Below are 18,950 nucleotides of genomic sequence, written 5' to 3'. Positions count from 1 at the left end.
CGCTCACCCACCGCAACCACGTAATGCACCAGACCACCATGCGTGACCTGCACACCCTTCGGCCGCCCCGTCGAACCCGACGTATAAATCACATAGGCGAGCCGGTCAGCGCTGACAGTCACCCCGGGCGCATCCGCCGGCAGCCCCGCCAGCACCGCCCGCACCATCGGGTCGTCCACGAGCACCGTCCGCAGCCGCCCCACCGGCAGCTCGTCGACCAGTTCCTCAGTACCCACCAGCACCGTCGCCCGGCTGTCACGCAGCATGAACCCCAGCCGGTCCACCGGATACTCCGGATCCAACGGCAGATACGCCCCACCTGCCTGCCACACCGCCAGGATCGCCACCACCATGTCCACACCACGCGGCAGACACAGCGCCACCACCGACTCCGAGCCGACACCCACCGACCGCAGGTAATGCGCCAGACGATTCGCCCGACCCATCAACCCGCCATAGGTGACCCACTGACCGCTGACGACGACAGCCACGGCATCCGGGGTCGCAACCGCCCGCTCCGCGATCAGCTCATGCACCCCACCCACCGCCGGCACATCCACCGACGGCGCATTCCACCCCTGGACCAGGACCTCACGCTCGCCGGCAGTCAATACCGGCAGCGCACCCACCCGCTGATCCGCGTCCGCCGCCACCGCCGACAACAGCGTGACGAGATGCCCGCCCAGCCGCTCCACCGTCACCGCATCGAACAGCGCGGTGCTGTACTCGAACTCGGCACCCAGCCTCTCGCCACTGTCGCTCAGCACGAGACGCAGATCGAACTTCGCATCGACCTCGTCGTCAGCGCTGACGCTCTCGAACGAGCCGCCCTCGACGAAGTCGTAGTTGAACAGTGCCTGGAACAACGGCGTCCGCGAGCGATCCCGCTCCGACACCAACGCTTCCACCACCTGCTCAAACGGCACATCCTGATGCGCATACGCACCCAGAGCCGTCTCCCGCACCCGCCCCAACACCTCACGAAACGACGGGTCACCGGACAGGTCCGTCCGCATCACCAACGTGTTCACGAAGAACCCGATCAGGCCCTCCGTCTCGGCACGGTTCCGGTTGGCGACCGGCGTGCCCACCACCACATCCTCCGACCCCGCACACCGCCCCAACAGCACCGCATACGCCGACAACAGCAGCATGAACATCGAGACACCACACGCACGCGACAACTCACGCAGCGACTCCACCGTCTCCCGCGGAATCTCAAACCTCGCCACCGCACCCGCAGACGACCGGATCGCCGGCCGAGGCCGATCCGTCGGCAGATCCAGAACCGCAGCCCCCTCCAACCGCTCCGACCAGTAACCGAGCTGACGCTCAAGCAACTCACCGTCAAGCCACTGCCGCTGCCACACCGCAAAATCCGCATACTGCACCTCAAGCGGCGGCAACGGATCCGACTCACCCGCACGGAACGCCTCGTACAGAACCCCGAGTTCACGGTGGAAGATCCGGTCCGACCACTCGTCGAAGACCACGTGGTGCAGGGCGACCACGAGGACGTGCTCGCCCTGGCCAGCGCGCAGCAGCGTCGCGCGGATCAGCGGTCCCGTCGACAGGTCGAAGGGCACCTGCGCGTCGGCCGCCGCCAACTCCCGCACGGCCTGGGCCGGGTCACTGCTGCCGGAGACGTCGACGACCGGCAGCGGGAACGGCGCCGGCGCGTCGATCACCTGATGCGGCACACCGTCCGCACCGGCCACCAAGCGCGTCCGCAGCACCTCGTGCCGCGCCACCACACCGCCCAACGCCGCGCCCAGCGCCGCCACGTCGGGCGTGCCGTCCCATCGCACGCGCATCGACAGGTTGTACTCGGTCGAACCGGATTCCAACTGGTGGAGGAACCACAGGCGCTGCTGGGCAAAGGACAGGGGAAGGGGCCCGTCGGGACGCGGCTCCCACGCACGGCGCGATACCTGCTCTCCCCTGAGGCGTCGCTTCAGCAATTCCCGCTTGGCGTCAGAAAGCATCAGTTGTCCCCTGCAAATGAGAAAGCTGAATGTGTGCATGACGGTGCGTCGTCGGGAGAACCCCGCCTCACCATGGCACACCCCTGGATCATTCATCCAGCGGCGTCATGGCGTACGTGGCGTGCGGTCACCTGGAGTTATTCCGGCGCCGTGTTCAACTGCTGCGCGGCGGCGTTTGAACGCCCTGTCGCGTGCTCCCGGGGGCGCTGTTCACAGCGGACTGCGGCGGCCTCTCGCGCCCTGTCCCGCTTTACGGCCGCGTGGCGGCGAGTTCGTACAGATCCGTGCCGTCGAGCTTGGGCTGCTGGTTCACTTCGACGGTGAAGCCGTGCGATTCAAGGAGGTCGGTGAGGGTTCGGAGCCTGCCGGCCTCGTCGTGCACCTCGGCGACGATGTGGCCGATCAGCGGCCAGTGCTCGTCCTCGACTCCTGCCAGGACCAGGTGTTCCGCACGCTCCACGTCGATCTTCAACAGGCTGACCTCCGGCAGGTCGTGCGCCCTGATCAGATCGGAGACGGTGAGCGTGGGGACGGTCATGTCGATACCGCGGTGCAGATCCTTGACTATCTCGCCGATGTATTCCTCTGGAATTCCGGTGTTGCGCAGAAATACGCGGGTGTTCTCGTCGTCCGCCCTCTGGTCGGCGAACAGCCCCGAGTTTCCGGTCGACCTCGGGTAATAGGTGAAGGTCGCCTCGCCGGCCCGGTCGGCCACCGCGCTGCGTACGGCGACGGCGCCCGGTAGATGGCTGCGCAGATTCGCCTCCAGGCAGGAGAACGTGGTCGGCGCGGGTTCCACGGAAACGATCCTGAGATCGGGCACTTTCCAGCCGAACATCAGCGAGACGATTCCGATGTTCGCCCCGATGTCGAGGACGGTGGCCCCGGGCCGCAGCGCGTCCGCGGCCGACTTGTAGAGCCCCGCGTCCACGGCCTCCGCCCACAGGACCTTGGCCTCCGCCGGGCTGACGCAGGTGATCCTGCGCCCGTTGGGGAGTTCGTACGTGCTGGTCTGCCCCGTCATACGGACGCCCCTCCGGCCGGCCGGCCGCTACGGGTGATCTCGGCGCTCAGGTACGCGCCCACGGCTTCGGCGCTCTCGCCGTAGAAGACGTTCGAGTGCTCGCCCGGTACGTCCACGACCTCGGGACCGCGCGTGACGGGGATCTGCCACTGCTCAAGGGTCCACTTGTACGGCTTGGGCTTGTCGTCGCGTGGCATGAGGAGCACGACCCGGCCGTCGTAGTTCCGCAGGCCGCGGTGCATGAGCTCGCCGTAGTAGGAGTAGGCGAGGTGGTTGATGAGGAGGGCGCGCATGATCCGCAGGGCGTGCTTGTCGCCCTCGCGGACGCCCTTGGCGATCTCGTCGTCCGGCGCTCCGAGCTTCAGCAGTTTCTTCTCGTCGGCTCGGGGGAGTTTCGTCCCCTCGGCTCCGTCGAGAGCTGTCTCGATCGCGGCCAGCAGCTTCTTGTCGGACCGGCCGAACGCCTGGGCCGGCATGCGCCAGGCGAAGGGCTGACGGGCCGGCGCCATGAGAAAGACGCCGCCGACCTCCTTGCCCATGCCGGTGAGCTGGCGCGCCATCTCCAGCGCGACGTAGGAACTCCCGGACTGTGCGGTCAGCAGGTACGGGCCCTCCTTCTGCACCCGCAGCATCTCGCCGATGTACGTGGTCGCCATCTCCTCGACGGACGACGGCGGCTCGTCCTCCCCGGTCAGGCCGCGTTCCTGCAGCCCGTACAACCGCTGGCCCTCGGACAGGTGCCCGGCGACCTCGGCGAACGCGGCGACCTCGCCGGTCAGGGTGTGCACGGCGAAGATCGCGGGGCTGGTCCGGCCGGCGCGGATGGTCACCACGGAGCGGAGCTCGGGGTCCTCCGCCTGGATCTGGATCAGCGGCGCGGCGGACGCGAGGGTCGGGTGGTCGAAGAGGTCCCCGACGCTGATGTCATGGCCCGCGCCGCGGATACGGCCGACGATCTGGGTGACGAGGAGCGAGTTGCCGCCCAGCTCGAAGAAGTTGTCGTGCGCACCGATCCGCTCGATTCCGAGGACCTCGGACCAGATCTCCGCGAGAAGCTCCTCCGCCTCACCGGACGGCGCGATGTACTCCGTGCCGGCGGAGCGAACCGTCCTGGGCTCCGGCAGCGCCGCCTTGTCCACCTTGCCGTTCGTGGTGAGCGGCAGCCGTGACATCTCGGTGAAGACCGCCGGGACCATGAACTCCGGCAGGGTCCCGAGCAGCAGCTCCCGCAGGTCGGCGGAGTCCGGTATGCCTTCCTCGTGGTCGGTGGGCACCAGGTAGGCGGCCAGCTTGCGGTCAGCGGCCTGCCCGTACGCGGTCACGACCGCCGTGCGTACGGCGGCATGCGCGGCGAGCGCCGTCTCGATCTCGCCGGGTTCGACGCGGAACCCGCGGATCTTGACCTGGTCATCCGCCCGGCCCACGAACTCCAACCGGCCGTCCGCCAGCCAGCGCACCTGATCACCCGAGCGGTACATGCGGGTTCCGTCGGCGGCGAAGGGGTCGGCCGCGAAACGCTCGGCGGTCAGGTCGGGGCGGCCCAGGTAGCCGCGCGCGACACCGGTACCCGCGATGTACAACTCGCCCGCCATCCCCACGGGCACAGGGCGCAACTGAGCATCCAGGACATAGGCGCGGGTGTTGGCCATCGGCGTACCGATCGGCGGCACGCCCTCACCGTCGGGGTCGAGGACGGCCATACTCGCGCACACCGTCGCCTCGGTCGGACCATACGCGTTCAGCAGGCGGTACTCGCAGCGCCAGCGAGCCGCCGCGGCCTCCTCCAGCCTCTCACCCGCCGTGACGAGAGTCCGCAGACCAGCCAGGTCGGCCGGCTCCAGCACGGACAGCAGCGACGGCGGCAACGTCGCCACCCGCACGTCCTTCTCCCGAACGAGCGCGGCCAGGGCGCGCGGCTCGCCGCGCTCCTGCCCGGTGGCCACCACCAGCCGGCCACCGGCCGCCAACGTCACCACGACCTCGGACACGGCCGCGTCGAAACCGAACGGAGCGAACTGCAGCACCCCATCGCCTTCACCGACCCCGAACACACGAGCCTGCGCCAGCGCCAGGTTCACCACACCCCGATGCGCGACCTGTACACCCTTCGGCCGCCCCGTCGAACCCGACGTATAGATCACATACGCCAGCTGATCGGGAGACGTCACCACCTCGGGCGCACTCGCCGGCAGTTCCGCCAGTGCGGCCCGCACCATCGGGTCGTCCACGAGCACCGTCCGCAGACGTCCCACCGGCAGTTCGTCGACCAGCTCCTCGGTGCCCACGAGCACCGTGGCCCGGCTGTCGCGAAGCATGAACCCGAGCCGGTCGGCCGGATACTCCGGGTCGAGCGGCAGATACGCGCCACCGGCCTGCCAGACCGCGAGCATCGCCACCACCATGTCGATCCCACGGGGCAGGCACAGCGCCACCACCGACTCAGAGCCCACGCCGGCAGACCGCAGATAATGCGCCAGACGGCTCGCCCGAGCCATCAACTCCACGTATGCAGCGGACACTTCACCGCACACCACCGCCACCGCGTCCGGCGTCCGCGCCGCCCGCTCGGCGATCAACTCGTGCACCCCACCCACCAACGGCAACGGCTCCGCCGTCGCGTTCCATTCACCTACCACCTGGTCGTGTTCGGCCGCCGTCAGTACCGGCAGCTCACTCACCGGCCGCTCGGCATCCGCGCCGACAGCTCCCAGCAACGTCACGATGCGCCCCGCCATCCGCTCGACCGTCACCGCGTCGAACAACGCGGTGCTGTACTGGATTTCTCCGGTCAGGGCACCGTTGTCCTCCCCCAGCGCCACGACCATGTCGAACTGAACCGGCAGCAGACCCGTGCCGGTTTCGATGCCCATGCCGGCCCCGTCGGCCCTCCGCCGGTCGGAGGGTGAGGTTCCGGCCGCCTCGGCCGCGTAGTTGAAGGAGACGCGGGTGAGGGGGCCACGGGTACGGTCCCGTACATCGGCGATGGCGTCCACCACCTGCTCGAACGGCAGGTCCTGATGCGCGTACGCACCGAGGGCGGTCTCGCGCACCCGGCCGAGGAGTTCGGCGAAGGTCGGGTCGCCGGAGAGGTCCGTGCGCATGACGAGGGTGTTGACAAAGAAGCCGATCAGGTCCTCGGTCTCGGCACGGTTCCGGTTCGCGACCGGCGTGCTCACGACGATGTCATCCGAGTCGACGTAGCGGCCCATGAGGACGTCGAAGGCGGCGAGCAGCGTCATGAACATCGTCGTGCCGTGCGCACGTGACAGCGTCTTCAGCGCCTCCGCCGTACCTGCGGGCGCCTCGAACCGGACCACCGCTCCCTCGATGGAACGCACCGCCGGACGCGGCCGGTCAGTGGGCAGCTCCAGTTCCGACGCACCGAGCAACTTGTGCCGCCAGTAAGCGAGTTGCTCGTCCAGTACGTCGCCGGTCAGCCACTGGCGCTGCCAGGCGACGACGTCCGCGTACTGGAACTCCAGGGGCGGCAGCGGGTTCGCCTCGCCCGCAAGGAACGCCTCGTAGAGGGCTGCCAGTTCGCGCTGGAAGACCCTGTCCGACCACTCGTCGAAGACGACGTGGTGGATGACGAGGGACAGGACGTGCTCGTCCGCAGCGAGCCGTACGAGCATGCCCCGCAGCAGGGGGCCGTTGGCCAGATCGAACGGCGTCAGGGCGTCCTTCGTGAGCACGTCGTTCGCTGCGCCCTGGGGATCCACACTCCCCGAGACATCGAGGACGGGGAGGGGCATGGGAGCGGGCGGGTCGATGACCTGGTACGGGACCCCGTCCGGGCCGGCGACCAGGCGGGTGCGAAGTATCTCGTGGCGGTCGACGAGCGCGTCCAGTGCCGCGCTCAGGGCCTCAAGGTCGACGTCGCCGTTGAGACGGAGCCGGGTCGACATGTTGTACTCCGTCGAGCCCGGCTCCAGCTGGTCCAGGAACCACAGGCGCTGCTGAGCGAACGACAGCGGGAGCGGGCGCGTACGGTCCGCCTTGACGACCGGCGGCGCTCCCTCTGCGGCCGAGGTCTCGATCACCGCCGCCAGCCCACGCACGGTCGGCCGGTCGAAGAGCGCCGACAACGGCACCTCCGCCCCGAACGCCTCCCGGACCCGGGAAACCACCTGCGTCGCAAGCAGCGAATGCCCACCCAGATCGAAGAAGCCATCGGTGACACCGACCTGCTCCACGCCCAGCACCTGCGACCAGATCCCCGCCAGCAGTTCCTCCGAGGCAGTAACGGGCGCCACGAGTCGGGATTCCGAGTCGAGACCCCGTCCGTCCGGCTCGGGCAGTGCCTTGCGGTCGATCTTGCCGTTCGGGGTCAACGGCAGCGCCGCCAGCTCGACGAACAGCGACGGCACCATGTACTCCGGCAAGCCAGCACGCAGCCACTCCCGCAGCCCGCTCGCCGACGGGACACCCTCCGCCTGGTCAGCGGGTACGACGTACGCCACCAGGCGGCGTTCCACCCCGGCGCCGTGACCGACGACGACGGCCGAACCGACGGCCGGGTGGCCGACAAGAGCCGCCTCGATCTCGCCCGGCTCGATCCGGAAACCACGCACCTTCACCTGCTCATCCACACGCCCCAGGAACTCCAGCCGCCCATCAGCCAGCCACCGCACCCGGTCCCCGGTCCGGTACATCCGCCCACCACCCGCAGCGAACGGATCAGCCACAAACCGCTCCGCGCTCAGGCCCGGACGGCCCAGGTACCCGCGCGTCACCCCGGCACCGCCGATGAACAGCTCACCCGCCACTCCCACCGGCACAGGCTCCAGCCGGCCATCCAGCACATACACCTGGGTATTCGCCACCGGCGACCCGATACCCAACAACCCATCCCCTGTGACCTGTTCACACGTCGACCAGACCGTCGTCTCCGTGGGCCCGTACATGTTCCAGACCTCGTCCACCTGCCGCATCAGAGTTGCGGCCAGCCCGGCCGGCAGCGCCTCGCCACCACACAACGCCCGCAGCCCAGACCGTCCGGCCCACCCGTCCGCGACCAGCATCTGCCACGTCACCGGCGTCGCCTGCATCACCGACACACCCCAGCGCTCCAGCTCACCCGCCAGCGCACCCGGATCAGCCGCAACCTCCCGACCAGCCACCACAACACGACCACCCACCATCAGCGGTAGCCACAGCTCCAACCCGGCGATGTCGAAGCCCCAGGTCGTCACCGCCAGCAGCACATCGTTTGAGTCGGGCCCCGGACGCGCGGCCATGCCGGAAAGGAAGTTCACCAGGCTGCCCTGGTCCACCAGCACACCCTTCGGGCGCCCGGTCGAACCCGACGTATACAACACATACGCCAACTGATCAGCAGCACAGCTCACATCGAGAGAGGTGGGCGAGAGACCTTCGAGCAGCGACCGCGTTTCCGGGTCATCCAGCCAGAGCGCCGACTCCACCGGCAGTCCCCCGGCCACCGACCGATGACCCACCAGCACAGCCGCACCACTGTCCGCGAGCATGAACTCCAGCCGCTCCGACGGGAACTCCGGATCCAGCGGCAGATACGCACCCCCCGCCAACCACACCCCAAGCCCCGCCACCACCAAGTCCACGCCACGTTCCACACACACCGCGACCACGGACTCCGCACCCACACCCACCGACCGCAGATGACGCGCCAGACGGTTGGCCCGGGCCATCAGACCGCCATACGTCACCGACTCCCCGCCGGCCACCACCGCCACCACATCAGGCGCCGAGGCAGCCCGCGCGGCAATCAGCTCATGCACCCCACCCACCCTCGGCAACTCCAACGCCGACGCATTCCACCCCTCCACCACCAGGTCGCGCTCAGCCGCCGACAGCACCGCAAGCTCATCGATCGCCCGATCCGCGTCCGCCACGACAGCGTCCAGCAGCGTGACCAGATGCCCCGCCATCCGCTCCACCGTCACCGCGTCGAACAACCCGGTGCTGTACTGAATGCCTGCCTTGAGCGTGCCGTCGCCGGACTCCTCCAGCATCAGCCACAGGTCGAAGACTGCGGCCACCTGACCGGGAGCACTTCCGAGGTGCTCCTCGGCGTCGGCCGTACCGCGGACCTCCTCGCCCTCGCCGGCCCCGTAGCTGAAGAAGACTTGGAAGAGCGGTGTGCGGGATCGATCCCGCTCCGTGACGAGCTCGTCCACCAGCTGCTCGAAGGGCACGTCCTGATGCGCGTACGCGCCCAGTGCGGTTCGGCGCACTCGACCGAGGAGCTCCGTGAACGACGGGTTGCCCGACAAGTCACCTCGCAGCACCACAGTGTTGACGAAGAACCCGATCAGGTCCTCGGTCTCGGCACGGTTCCGGTTCGCCACCGGCGTGCCCACCACCACATCCTCCGACCCCGCATACCGGCCCAACAGCACATCGAAGGCCGCCAACAGCGTCATGAACATCGTCGTGCCGTTGGACCGGGACAGCGCGCGCAGTGCCTCCGCCGTCTCGGCCGGGACGGTGAACGGCGCCATCGCTCCCTCGGTCGACCGCACCGGAGGGCGCGGACGATCGGTGGGCAGGTCGAGTACGGGTGTGTCGGCCAGCTGCTCGGCCCAGTAGGCCAGTTGTCCTTCAAGGACCTCGCCGTCGAGCCATTCGCGCTGCCAGGCCGCGAAGTCCGCGTACTGGAGGGCCAGCGGAGGCAGCGGGTTCGGTACACCGGCGCGGAAGGCCTCGTACACCGCGACCAGTTCACGTCGCAGGATCCGCGCCGACCACTCGTCGGACACGACGTGGTGCATCATCAGCGCAAGCAGATGCTGCCCCTCGCCGAGCCGTATCAGGGTGGCCCGGACCAGGGGGCCGTCGGCGAGACGGAACGGTGCCATCGTGTCCAGGAACGCCAACTGCTCGGCCTCGCGCAGCGGCTCCGCGCATCCGGAGAGGTCCACCACGGGCAGCACCACCTCGGCGGGCGGATCGATCACCTGGTGTGGCACACCGTCCGCGTCCGCCACGAGACGGGTCCGCAGCGCCTCGTGTCGCGTCATGACCTCGGTGAGCGCCTTGCCCAGGATCGCGACGTCCAGGTCGCCGTCCCACGGGAGGTACATCGGGAGGTTGTACTCGACCGAACCGGGCTCAAGCTGGTCCAGGAACCACAGGCGCTGCTGCGCGAACGACAGCGGTAGCGCGTCGTCCCTGCTGATGACGGTCCATGCCGGGGCGGTCGCGCCGGGCGTGGTGGCGGCGAGAACATCGGCCAGGCCTGCGACCGTCGGATGGTCGAACATCGTTGCTACGGGGATGTCGGTGCCGAACACGTCCCGGATGCGGGACACGATCTGGGTCGCGAGGAGCGAATACCCACCCAGCTCGAAGAAGTTGTCCGTCGCCCCGACGCGCTCCAGGCCCAGGAGCTGGGCCCAGATGTCGGCGAGCAGCACTTCGGTGGCCGTACCAGGCGCCACGAAGTCGCCTTCAGGACCCGCGCTCTGCACCGGGTCGGGCAGGGCAGCGCGGTCGAGCTTGCCGTTCGGGGTCAGCGGCAGGGCTGCGAGTTCCACGAACCCGGACGGGATCATGAAGGCGGGCAGCCGACTGCCCGCGTACGTGCGGAGGTCGGCGACGGAAGGGATGCCGGCCGCCTGGTCGGCGGGCACGAGGTACGCGACCAGGCGGCGGTCCTCGACGTCACCGAAAGCGGCGACGACCGCGGAACGAACCTGCGGGTGGTCGGTCAGGACCGCCTCGATCTCGCCCGGCTCGATACGGAAGCCACGGACCTTGACCTGACCGTCGGCACGGCCGACGAAGTCGAGCTGCCCGTCCGGCAGCCAACGCGCCCGGTCACCCGAGCGATACATGCGGCTGCCGTCGCCGGCGATGGGGTCGGCCACGAACCGCTCGCCGGTCAGACCAGGCTGACCGCGGTACCCGCGGGCCACCTGCGGGCCCGCGATGTACACCTCACCGGCCACCCCCACCGGGACCGGGTTCAGCCGGTCGTCGAGAACGTACAGACGGGCGTTGGCCACCGGGGAGCCGATCGCGGGCGCACCGGTGAGGAGGTCCGGGTCCACGACACCGGTGGTCACCATGACCGTCGACTCCGTCGGCCCGTACGTGTTCACCAGACGCCTGCCGGACGCCCAGGCGCGGGCGACCGGTTCGGTCAGCCGCTCCGCACCCAGCAACAGCGTCCGCAGCCCCGACACCGCCCCCGGATCCAGCACACCCAGCAGGGACGGGACGACGCTCGCCGCGCCCACGCCCTCGGTGCGCAGCATCGACGTCAGGAGTGCCGCCTCGGCCCGCTCCTCCGACGTCGCGACGACGAGAACACCGCCGGAAGCGAGCGTCACCGCCACATCAAGGACAGCCGCGTCGAAGCTGAAGGAGGCGAACTGCAGCACCCGCGTTCCCGGACCCGCACCGAGAACCGGAGCCAGCGGGGACACCATGGCCACCACACTGCCGTGCGCGACCTGCACACCCTTCGGCCGCCCCGTCGAACCCGACGTGTAAATCACATACGCGAGTCGGTCGGCACTCGGGGCCGCCTGGGGCGCCTCCGACGACGGCAGCCCGGCCAGGTTCTCTCGTACGGCCGGGTCGTCGAGCCACACACCCTGCCCGACGGACAGACCCTCGACCAGGGAACGCTCACCCACCACGACCTGCACACCCGCATCCGCGAGCATGAACTCCAGCCGGTCAGCCGGGTATTCAGGGTCGAGCGGCAGATACGCCCCACCCGCCTGCCACACCGCAAGCACCGCCGCCACCATGTCCACACCACGTGGCAAGCACAGCCCCACCACCGACTCGGCACCCACACCCATACCGCGCAGGTGATGCGCCAGACGGTTGGACCGTGCCATCAACCCGCCGTACGTGACCGACTCCCCGCCTGCGACCACAGCCACCGCGTCCGGGGTCGCCACCGCACGCTCGCCGATCAACTCATGCACCCCACGCACCATCGGCAACTCGACCGACGACGCGTTCCACCCCTCCGTCACCAGCTCACGCTCACCCGCCGACAACACCGGCAGCTCACCCACCCGGCAGTCCGCTTCCTCAGCCACCGCCTCCAGCAGCGTGACCAAGTGACCGACCAACCGGTCCACCGTCGTGCTGTCGAACAACGCGGTGCTGTACTCGATCTGGCCTGACAGCCCGCCGTTCTCGCTGTCACCGAGCCGCAGCGCCAGGTCGAACTGCACCGTGCGATCGACGTGGGCGGATGACTCACCGGCGCCCTGTCCGGGCGCCTCCGGGGCACCCTCGGTGTCATAGCTGAAGAAGACCTGGAAGAGCGGGGTCCGGGACCGGTCCCGCTCCGTGACCAGCTCATCCACCAGTTGCTCGAACGGCACATCCTGATGCGCGTACGCACCCAGAGCCGTCTCCCGCACCCGCGCCAGCACCTCACGGAACGACGGGTCACCGGACAGGTCCGTCCGCAGCACCAGCGTGTTCACGAAGAACCCGATCAGGCCCTCCGTCTCCGTACGGTTCCGGTTGGCCACCGGCGTGCCCACGACCACGTCGTCCGACCCCGCATACCGGCCCAGCAGGACGTCGAAGGCGGCGAGGAGCGTCATGAACATCGTCGCGCCGCTCTGCCGCGACAGTGCGCGCAGCGCTTCCGCCGCCGACGCCGGCACGGTGAACGCGGTCTGCGCGCCCGTCGAGGACCGTACAGCCGGACGTGGCCGGTCCGTCGGCAGCTCCAGCGCCGGGGCATCGCTTAGCCGGTCGCGCCAGTAGGCGAGTTGCTCGTCCAGGACGTCGCCGGTCAGCCACTGGCGCTGCCAGACGGCGAAGTCGGCGTACTGGAGGGCCAGCGGCGGCAGCGGGTCGGGCTCGCCGGCGCGGAACGCCTCGTACAGGGCGGTCATTTCGCGCTGGAAGATGCGCTCCGACCATTCGTCGGTGACGACGTGGTGCAGGGTGAGCGCCAGGACGTGCTCGTCCGGGGCCATGCGGATGAGGGCGGCGCGGACGAGGGGGCCGTTCGTCAGGTCGAACGAGGTGGCCGCGTCTGCGGCCACCAGGGCGTGGGCCGCGCCCACCGGGTCCGCCGCCCCGGACACGTCCACGACCGGCAGCGGGAAGGGCGCCGGCGGGTCGATGACCTGCCGCGGCACTCCGGCCGCGTCGGGGGCGAGGCGGGTGCGCAGCACTTCGTGCCGGGCGACCACGCCGCTCAGTGCCGCGCCCAGGAGAGCCACATCCAGGGCGCCGGTCCAGGGCATCGGGGTCGGCAGTACGTGGCCGAGTGCACCGGGCTCCAGCCGGTCCAGGAACCACAGGCGCTGCTGGGCGAACGACAGCGGCAGCGGTTCGTCGCGGTCTGCCCGGGTCATCGACGGCGCCGTCACCCCCGTACCGGACGTGTCGATCGCCTCGGCCAGGCCGCGTACCGTGGGCCGGTCGAACAGCGCGGACAGCGGCACCTCCGTCCCGAAGACCTCGCGCACGCGGGAAATGACCTGCGTGGCGAGCAGCGAGTGGCCGCCGATCCCGAAGAAGTCGTCGTCGGCACCGATCCCGTCCACTCCGAGGACCTGCTCCCAGATTCCGGCGAGCAGTTGCGCGGTGGCGCCCTCGGGGGCCGCGTACTGGTGGGTGTCCGCATGGGCGGCGGGGTCGGGCTGCGGAAGCGCGGCGCGATTGAGCTTGCCGTTCTGCGTCAGCGGCAGCTCGGTGATCTCGACGAACACCGCGGGGGTCATGAACTCGGGCAGGCTCTGGCGCAGGTGGTCACGGAGCTCGGCCACCGGCGGGATGCCGGCGGCCAGGTCGGCCGGGACGACGTATGCCACGAGGCGGCGGGCCATGCCGTCGCCGAAGGCGGTCACGACCGCCGACCGGACGCCGTCGTGGGTGGCGAGGACGGCTTCGATCTCACCCGGTTCGATGCGGACGCCGCGCACCTTGATCTGGTGGTCGGTGCGGCCGAGGAACTCCAGCTGCCCGTCCGGCAGCCATCGCACCCGGTCACCGGAGCGATACATGCGCGACCCGTCCGCAGCGAACGGGTCGGCGACGAACCGTTCGGCCGTCAGCGCGGGGCGGCCTCCGTAGCCGCGCGCCACGCCCGCGCCGCCGATGTACAGCTCGCCCGGGATGCCGACGGGTACCGGCTTCGACCGGGCGTCGAGGACGTACACCTTCGTGTCCGCGATCGGGAGCCCGATCGGCACGAGGGGCACCGGTCCCCGCAGTTCGGAGGCGACACAGGTGATGGTCGTCTCGGTCGGTCCGTATGTGTTGTGGATGGGCACGGACGTCTGCGCGAACCACTGGTCGAGTGCCTGCGGCGACACCGCTTCGCCGCCCAGGATCAGCCGGCGGAAGTCCGGGCCGAGGGTGGCACCTGCCGCCAGACCCGGAATGATCATTTCCCAGAGTGCCGGGGTGATCTCCACGGAGGTCACGGCCTGTTCCCGGATCTCGCGCAGCACGCGCTCCGGTGCCCACTGCTCCGCTCCGCGCAGGACCAGGCGTCCACCGAGCAGCAGGGTCGCGAAGAGCTGCTCCTGCGCGGCGTCGAAGGTGAGGGAGGCCAGCTGAAGGGTCACGTCGGTCGAGTTCAGGCCGTATTGCCGGCTCATCTCCTGCAGCTGCAGGCTCCACGAGTGGTGCTGCACGAGCACGCCCTTGGGCAGCCCTGTCGAGCCGGAGGTGAAGATGATGTACGCGAGGTTCTGCGGTGTGACGTCGACCTGGGGGTCGCCGGGGGCGGCGGCCTCCGTCGTGGCGGCGGCCTCGGTCGTGGCGGCGGCCTCCGTCGTGGTGGCGCCTACGGCGAAGTCAGGGCGCTCCGCGTCGATGAGGAGGCGGGGCGTGGACACGGTCGACAGTCGCTCGTCCAGTGCGGCTTCGGTGATGACCAGCGCCGCGCCGGAGGACTCGGTCATGTGCTCAAGCCGCTGGACGGGCTGGTCCGCGTCGAAGGGCAGGTAGGCGGCGCCGGCCTTGAGGACGGCCAGCAGGGCAACGACCGTCTGGAGGCCGCGGGCGAGGCACACACCGACGACGTCCTCGCGGCCGACGCCCTCCGCGAGGAGCCGGTGGGCGAGCCGGTTGGCCTGCGCGTTCAGCACGCCGTACGTAAGGTGGCGGTCCCCCTCCACGACGGCGACGGTGTCCGGGGTGCGGTGCGCCTGCTCCTGGAGGAGCAGGTGGACGGGGTGTCCTTCCGTGTCCGTCTCGGTGCCGGTGCCGAGTTGCCGCAGCGTCGTGCGCTCGGGGTCGTCGAGCAGGTCCAGGGACCCGATGCGACGCTCGGGATCGAGGACGCCCTGGAGGACGGCGACCAGGTGGCCGGTCATGCGCTGGATCGTCGTGGCGTCGAACAGCGCGGTGCTGTACTCGATCTCGCCGGACAGGGCGCCGTCGCCGCTGTCCCGGAAGGTCAGGGACAGGTCGGAGAGGGTGAGGTCGCGCGTCATGGCGGGACCTGGGGCGGCGGAACCGGCTTCGGCGGGGGCCGTGGCGTCGGCGGGCACTGCGTCCTGGGTCCGGTGCTGATCGTGGCCCTGGTGCTCGTCCGGGCCCTGGTCATGGTCCTGGCCATGGTCCTGGCCGGCTGCTTCGGGGGCGTCCGCCGCTCCGGCTCCGTCGCGCACGTAGTTGAAGTAGGTCTGGAACAGGGACGTCCGGGACCGGTCCCGCTCGGTGACGAGGTCGTCCACGAGTTGCTCGAACGGCAGGTCCTGGTGGGCGTAGGCGCCCAGGGCCGTGTGCCGGACCCGGCGGAGGAGTTCGGCGAACGTCGGGTCGCCGGACAGGTCCGTGCGCATGACGAGCGTGTTGACGAAGAAGCCGATGAGGCTCTCGGTCTCGGCCCGGTTCCGGTTGGCGACGGCCGTGCCGACCGCGACGTCGTCCGTGTCGCAGTAGCGGCCTAGAAGGACGTCGAAGGCGGCGAGGAGCGTCATGAACATGGTCGTGCCGCTCTCGCGGGACAGCCCGCGCAGCGCATCGGCCGTCTCGGCGGGGACGGTGAACTGCGTACTCGACCCCACTGACGACCGAACGGGCGGACGGGTCCGGTCGAGCGGCAGCTCCAGCTCGGTCACACCCTCCAACTGGTCACGCCAGTAGTCGAGTTGTTCCTCGATGACGTCGCCACTGAGCCAGTCGCGCTGCCAGACCGCGAAGTCGGCGTACTGGACGGGCAGCGGCGGCAGCGGGTCCGGCTCACCGGCGCGGAAGGCCTCGTAGAGCGCCGCGACCTCCCGGTGGATGATGCGCGCCGACCACTCGTCGGAGACGACGTGGGGCATGGCGAGCGACAGGACGTGCTCGCCGATGCCGAGCCGGATCAGGGTGCCGCGGAACAGGGGCCCGACCGCCAGGTCGAACGGCTCGCTCATGCCCTGGGCGACCATCTGCTCGGCGAGACCGAGCGGGTCGTCGCTGCCGGACACGTCGACCACCGCGAGCGGGAACTCGGCGGGCGGGTCGATCACTTGATGCGCCACGCCGTCCGCGTCCGCGACGAGTCGGGTGCGCAGCACCTCATGGCGCACTACGAGCGCGCCCAGTGCGGCGCCCAGTGCCTCGATGTCCAGCACGCCGTCGAGGAGGACGGGGAGTGCGACGTTGTATTCGGTGGATCCGGGGTCGAGCTGGTCGAGGAACCACAGGCGCTGCTGCGCGAACGACAACGGCAACGGCCGCGTGCGGTCGACCGGCCTGACCGGCTCCACCAGCGGCCCGCGGACCGTGTCCTGGACCACCGCGGCCAGACCCCGCACCGTCGGCTGATCAAACATCGCCGCCACGGGCACATCGACACCCAGCACCTCACGGATCCGGGAGACCACCTGCATGGCCAGCAGCGAATGCCCGCCCAGCCCGAAGAAACTCTCGGTCACACCCACCCGGTCAAGCCCCAGCACACCCGCCCAGACACCGGCGACCAGTTCCTCCGTCGTGCCGGACGCAGCAACGAAATCCACTGCCCCGCTCATGGACTGCTGCATGTCCGGGGCGGGCAGCGCCGCACGGTCCAGCTTCCCATTGGCCGTCAACGGCAGCCCGGCCAGCTCCACGAACACCGACGGCACCATGAACTCCGGCAACCGACCCGCCGCAAACTCCCGCAGCCCACCCGCCGCCGGCACCCCGACCACACCATCGGCCGCAACCACATACGCCGCCAGACGACGATCCGTGCCCTCACCGAACGCGACGACGACCGCGGTGCGGATCTGCGGATGATCCGCCAGGACGGCCTCGATCTCGCCCGGCTCGATGCGGAAGCCCCGCACCTTCACCTGCTCGTCCGCACGGCCCACGAAATCAAGCCGCCCGTCCCCCAGCCACCGCACCACATCACCCGAGCGATACATCCGACTGCCGTCCGCCGCGAACGGATCAGCAACAAACCGCTCACCCGTCAGGCCGGCACGGCCTCCATAACCACGGGCCACCCCGGCGCCCGCGATATACAACTCCCCCGCCACACCCACCGGCACCGGACGCAACCGCCCATCCAGCACATACACCCGCGTATTCGCCAACGGCCTGCCGATCGCCGGCACACCCACAGCGGCAGCATCAGCATCCGATTCCGCATCCGCATCCGCATCCGCATCCGCGAGGCCCGCACAGGCAATCACCGTGGTCTCCGTCGGCCCATAGCCGACGAAGAACCTGCGGCCCGGCGCCCACTCCCGCACCACCGAACCGCTGACGCGCTCCGAACCCACGAACAGACTGCCCACACCCGCCAGCGCCGCCTCCTCCAGGACCCCCAGCAGCGACGGCGACACACTCGCCGACACCACACCCTGCGCACGCACCAGAGCCTGCAACTCCACCGGCACACGCCGCTCCGCAGACGAGGCCACCACCAGCACCCCACCACCAGCCAACGTCACCACCACATCCAGCACCGCCGCATCAAAACTCAGCGACGCAAACTGCAACACCCGCACGCCCACACCCACACCCAGCGCCGACCGCAACCCCAACGCCAGATTCACCACACCCCCATGCGCGACCTGCACACCCTTCGGCCGCCCCGTCGAACCGGAGGTGTAGATCACGTAGGCGAGCTGGTCAGCGCTCGGAGCCGTCTCGGGTGCTTTCGACGGCAGGGACGCAAGGGTCTCCCGCACGGCCGGATCGTCGAGATACACCACACGGCCGGCCACCGCATCCACAGGCAAGTCCTCGGCCATCGACCGCTCACCCACCAACACCTCCACACCCGCATCCGCGAGCATGAACTCCAACCGATCAGCCGGGTACTCAGGATCCAGCGGCAAATACGCCCCACCCGCCTGCCACACACCAAGAACCGCCGCCACCATGTCCACACCACGCGGCAGACACAGCCCCACCACCGACTCCGCACCCACACCCAAACCGCGCAAGTGATGGGCCAGACGATTCGCCCGAACCATCAACCCGCCATACGTCAACGACTCCCCACCCGCCACCACAGCCACCGCATCCGGAGCCGAGGCAGCCCGCTCAGCGATCAGCTCATGCACGCCACCCACCACCGGCAGCGCCACCTCGCCACCATCGCCAGCGGCCACCAAGCGCTCACGCTCACCCACCGACAACACCGACAGGTCACCCACCCGGCAGTCGCCCCCCTCGGCCACCACCTCCAACACCCGCACCAAATGCGCGCCAAGGCGCTCGACCGTCGCGGCGTCGAACTGGGCACGGTCGTAGGTGAGTCGGAGTGCGAGGTGGTGTGCCGAACTGGCGGCCACGGTCAGGGGGTAGTTGGCCTGTTCGCGCATGTGGTTGAAGCCCGTGCGCAGGCCGCTCTCCGCAGAGTCCGCCTGACCCGCCTCCAGCTCCTCTACCGGGTAGTTCTCGAAGACGAAGAGGGTGTTGAACAACGCCTGCCCAGCAGGCAGTTCACTGCACTCGGCGATCGTGACCAACGGCGTGTGCTCGAACCGACGCGCCCGAACCTGCTCCTCCTGCAACCCCGCCAGCCACTCCGC

At 69.6% G+C, this 18,950-nt stretch carries 3 protein-coding genes; all 3 read right to left on the bottom strand.

Features of this window, described 5'->3' with window-relative positions; translation table 11 throughout:
- Positions 1-1,985: condensation domain-containing protein (locus tag ACFWGJ_RS27725; protein WP_387329746.1), on the bottom strand; the 1,985-nt coding region annotated here is incomplete at its 3' end.
- A gap of 250 nt (positions 1,986-2,235) precedes the next feature.
- On the bottom strand, positions 2,236-3,009 hold the full coding sequence (locus ACFWGJ_RS27720; RefSeq protein ID WP_387329743.1) for an FkbM family methyltransferase: 774 nt from the start codon (positions 3,007-3,009) through the stop codon (positions 2,236-2,238).
- On the bottom strand, positions 3,006-18,941 hold the full coding sequence (locus ACFWGJ_RS27715) for a non-ribosomal peptide synthase/polyketide synthase (protein WP_387329749.1): 15,936 nt from the start codon (positions 18,939-18,941) through the stop codon (positions 3,006-3,008). The genes ACFWGJ_RS27720 and ACFWGJ_RS27715 overlap by 4 nt, the downstream gene beginning before the upstream one ends.
- Positions 18,942-18,950: the final 9 nt, after the last annotated feature.

This window comes from Streptomyces sp. NPDC060205 (assembly GCF_042728395.1).
In the GTDB taxonomy this organism is placed as follows: Bacteria; Actinomycetota; Actinomycetes; order Streptomycetales; family Streptomycetaceae; genus Streptomyces.
This window is presented reverse-complemented; position numbering and strand designations above follow the sequence as displayed.

What these genes read in the sequence shown, in the direction of transcription:
- ACFWGJ_RS27720 (WP_387329743.1), bottom strand. Translation starts at nt 3,009, where the DNA reads ATGACGGGGCAGACCAGCACGTACGAACTCCCCAACGGGCGCAGGATC.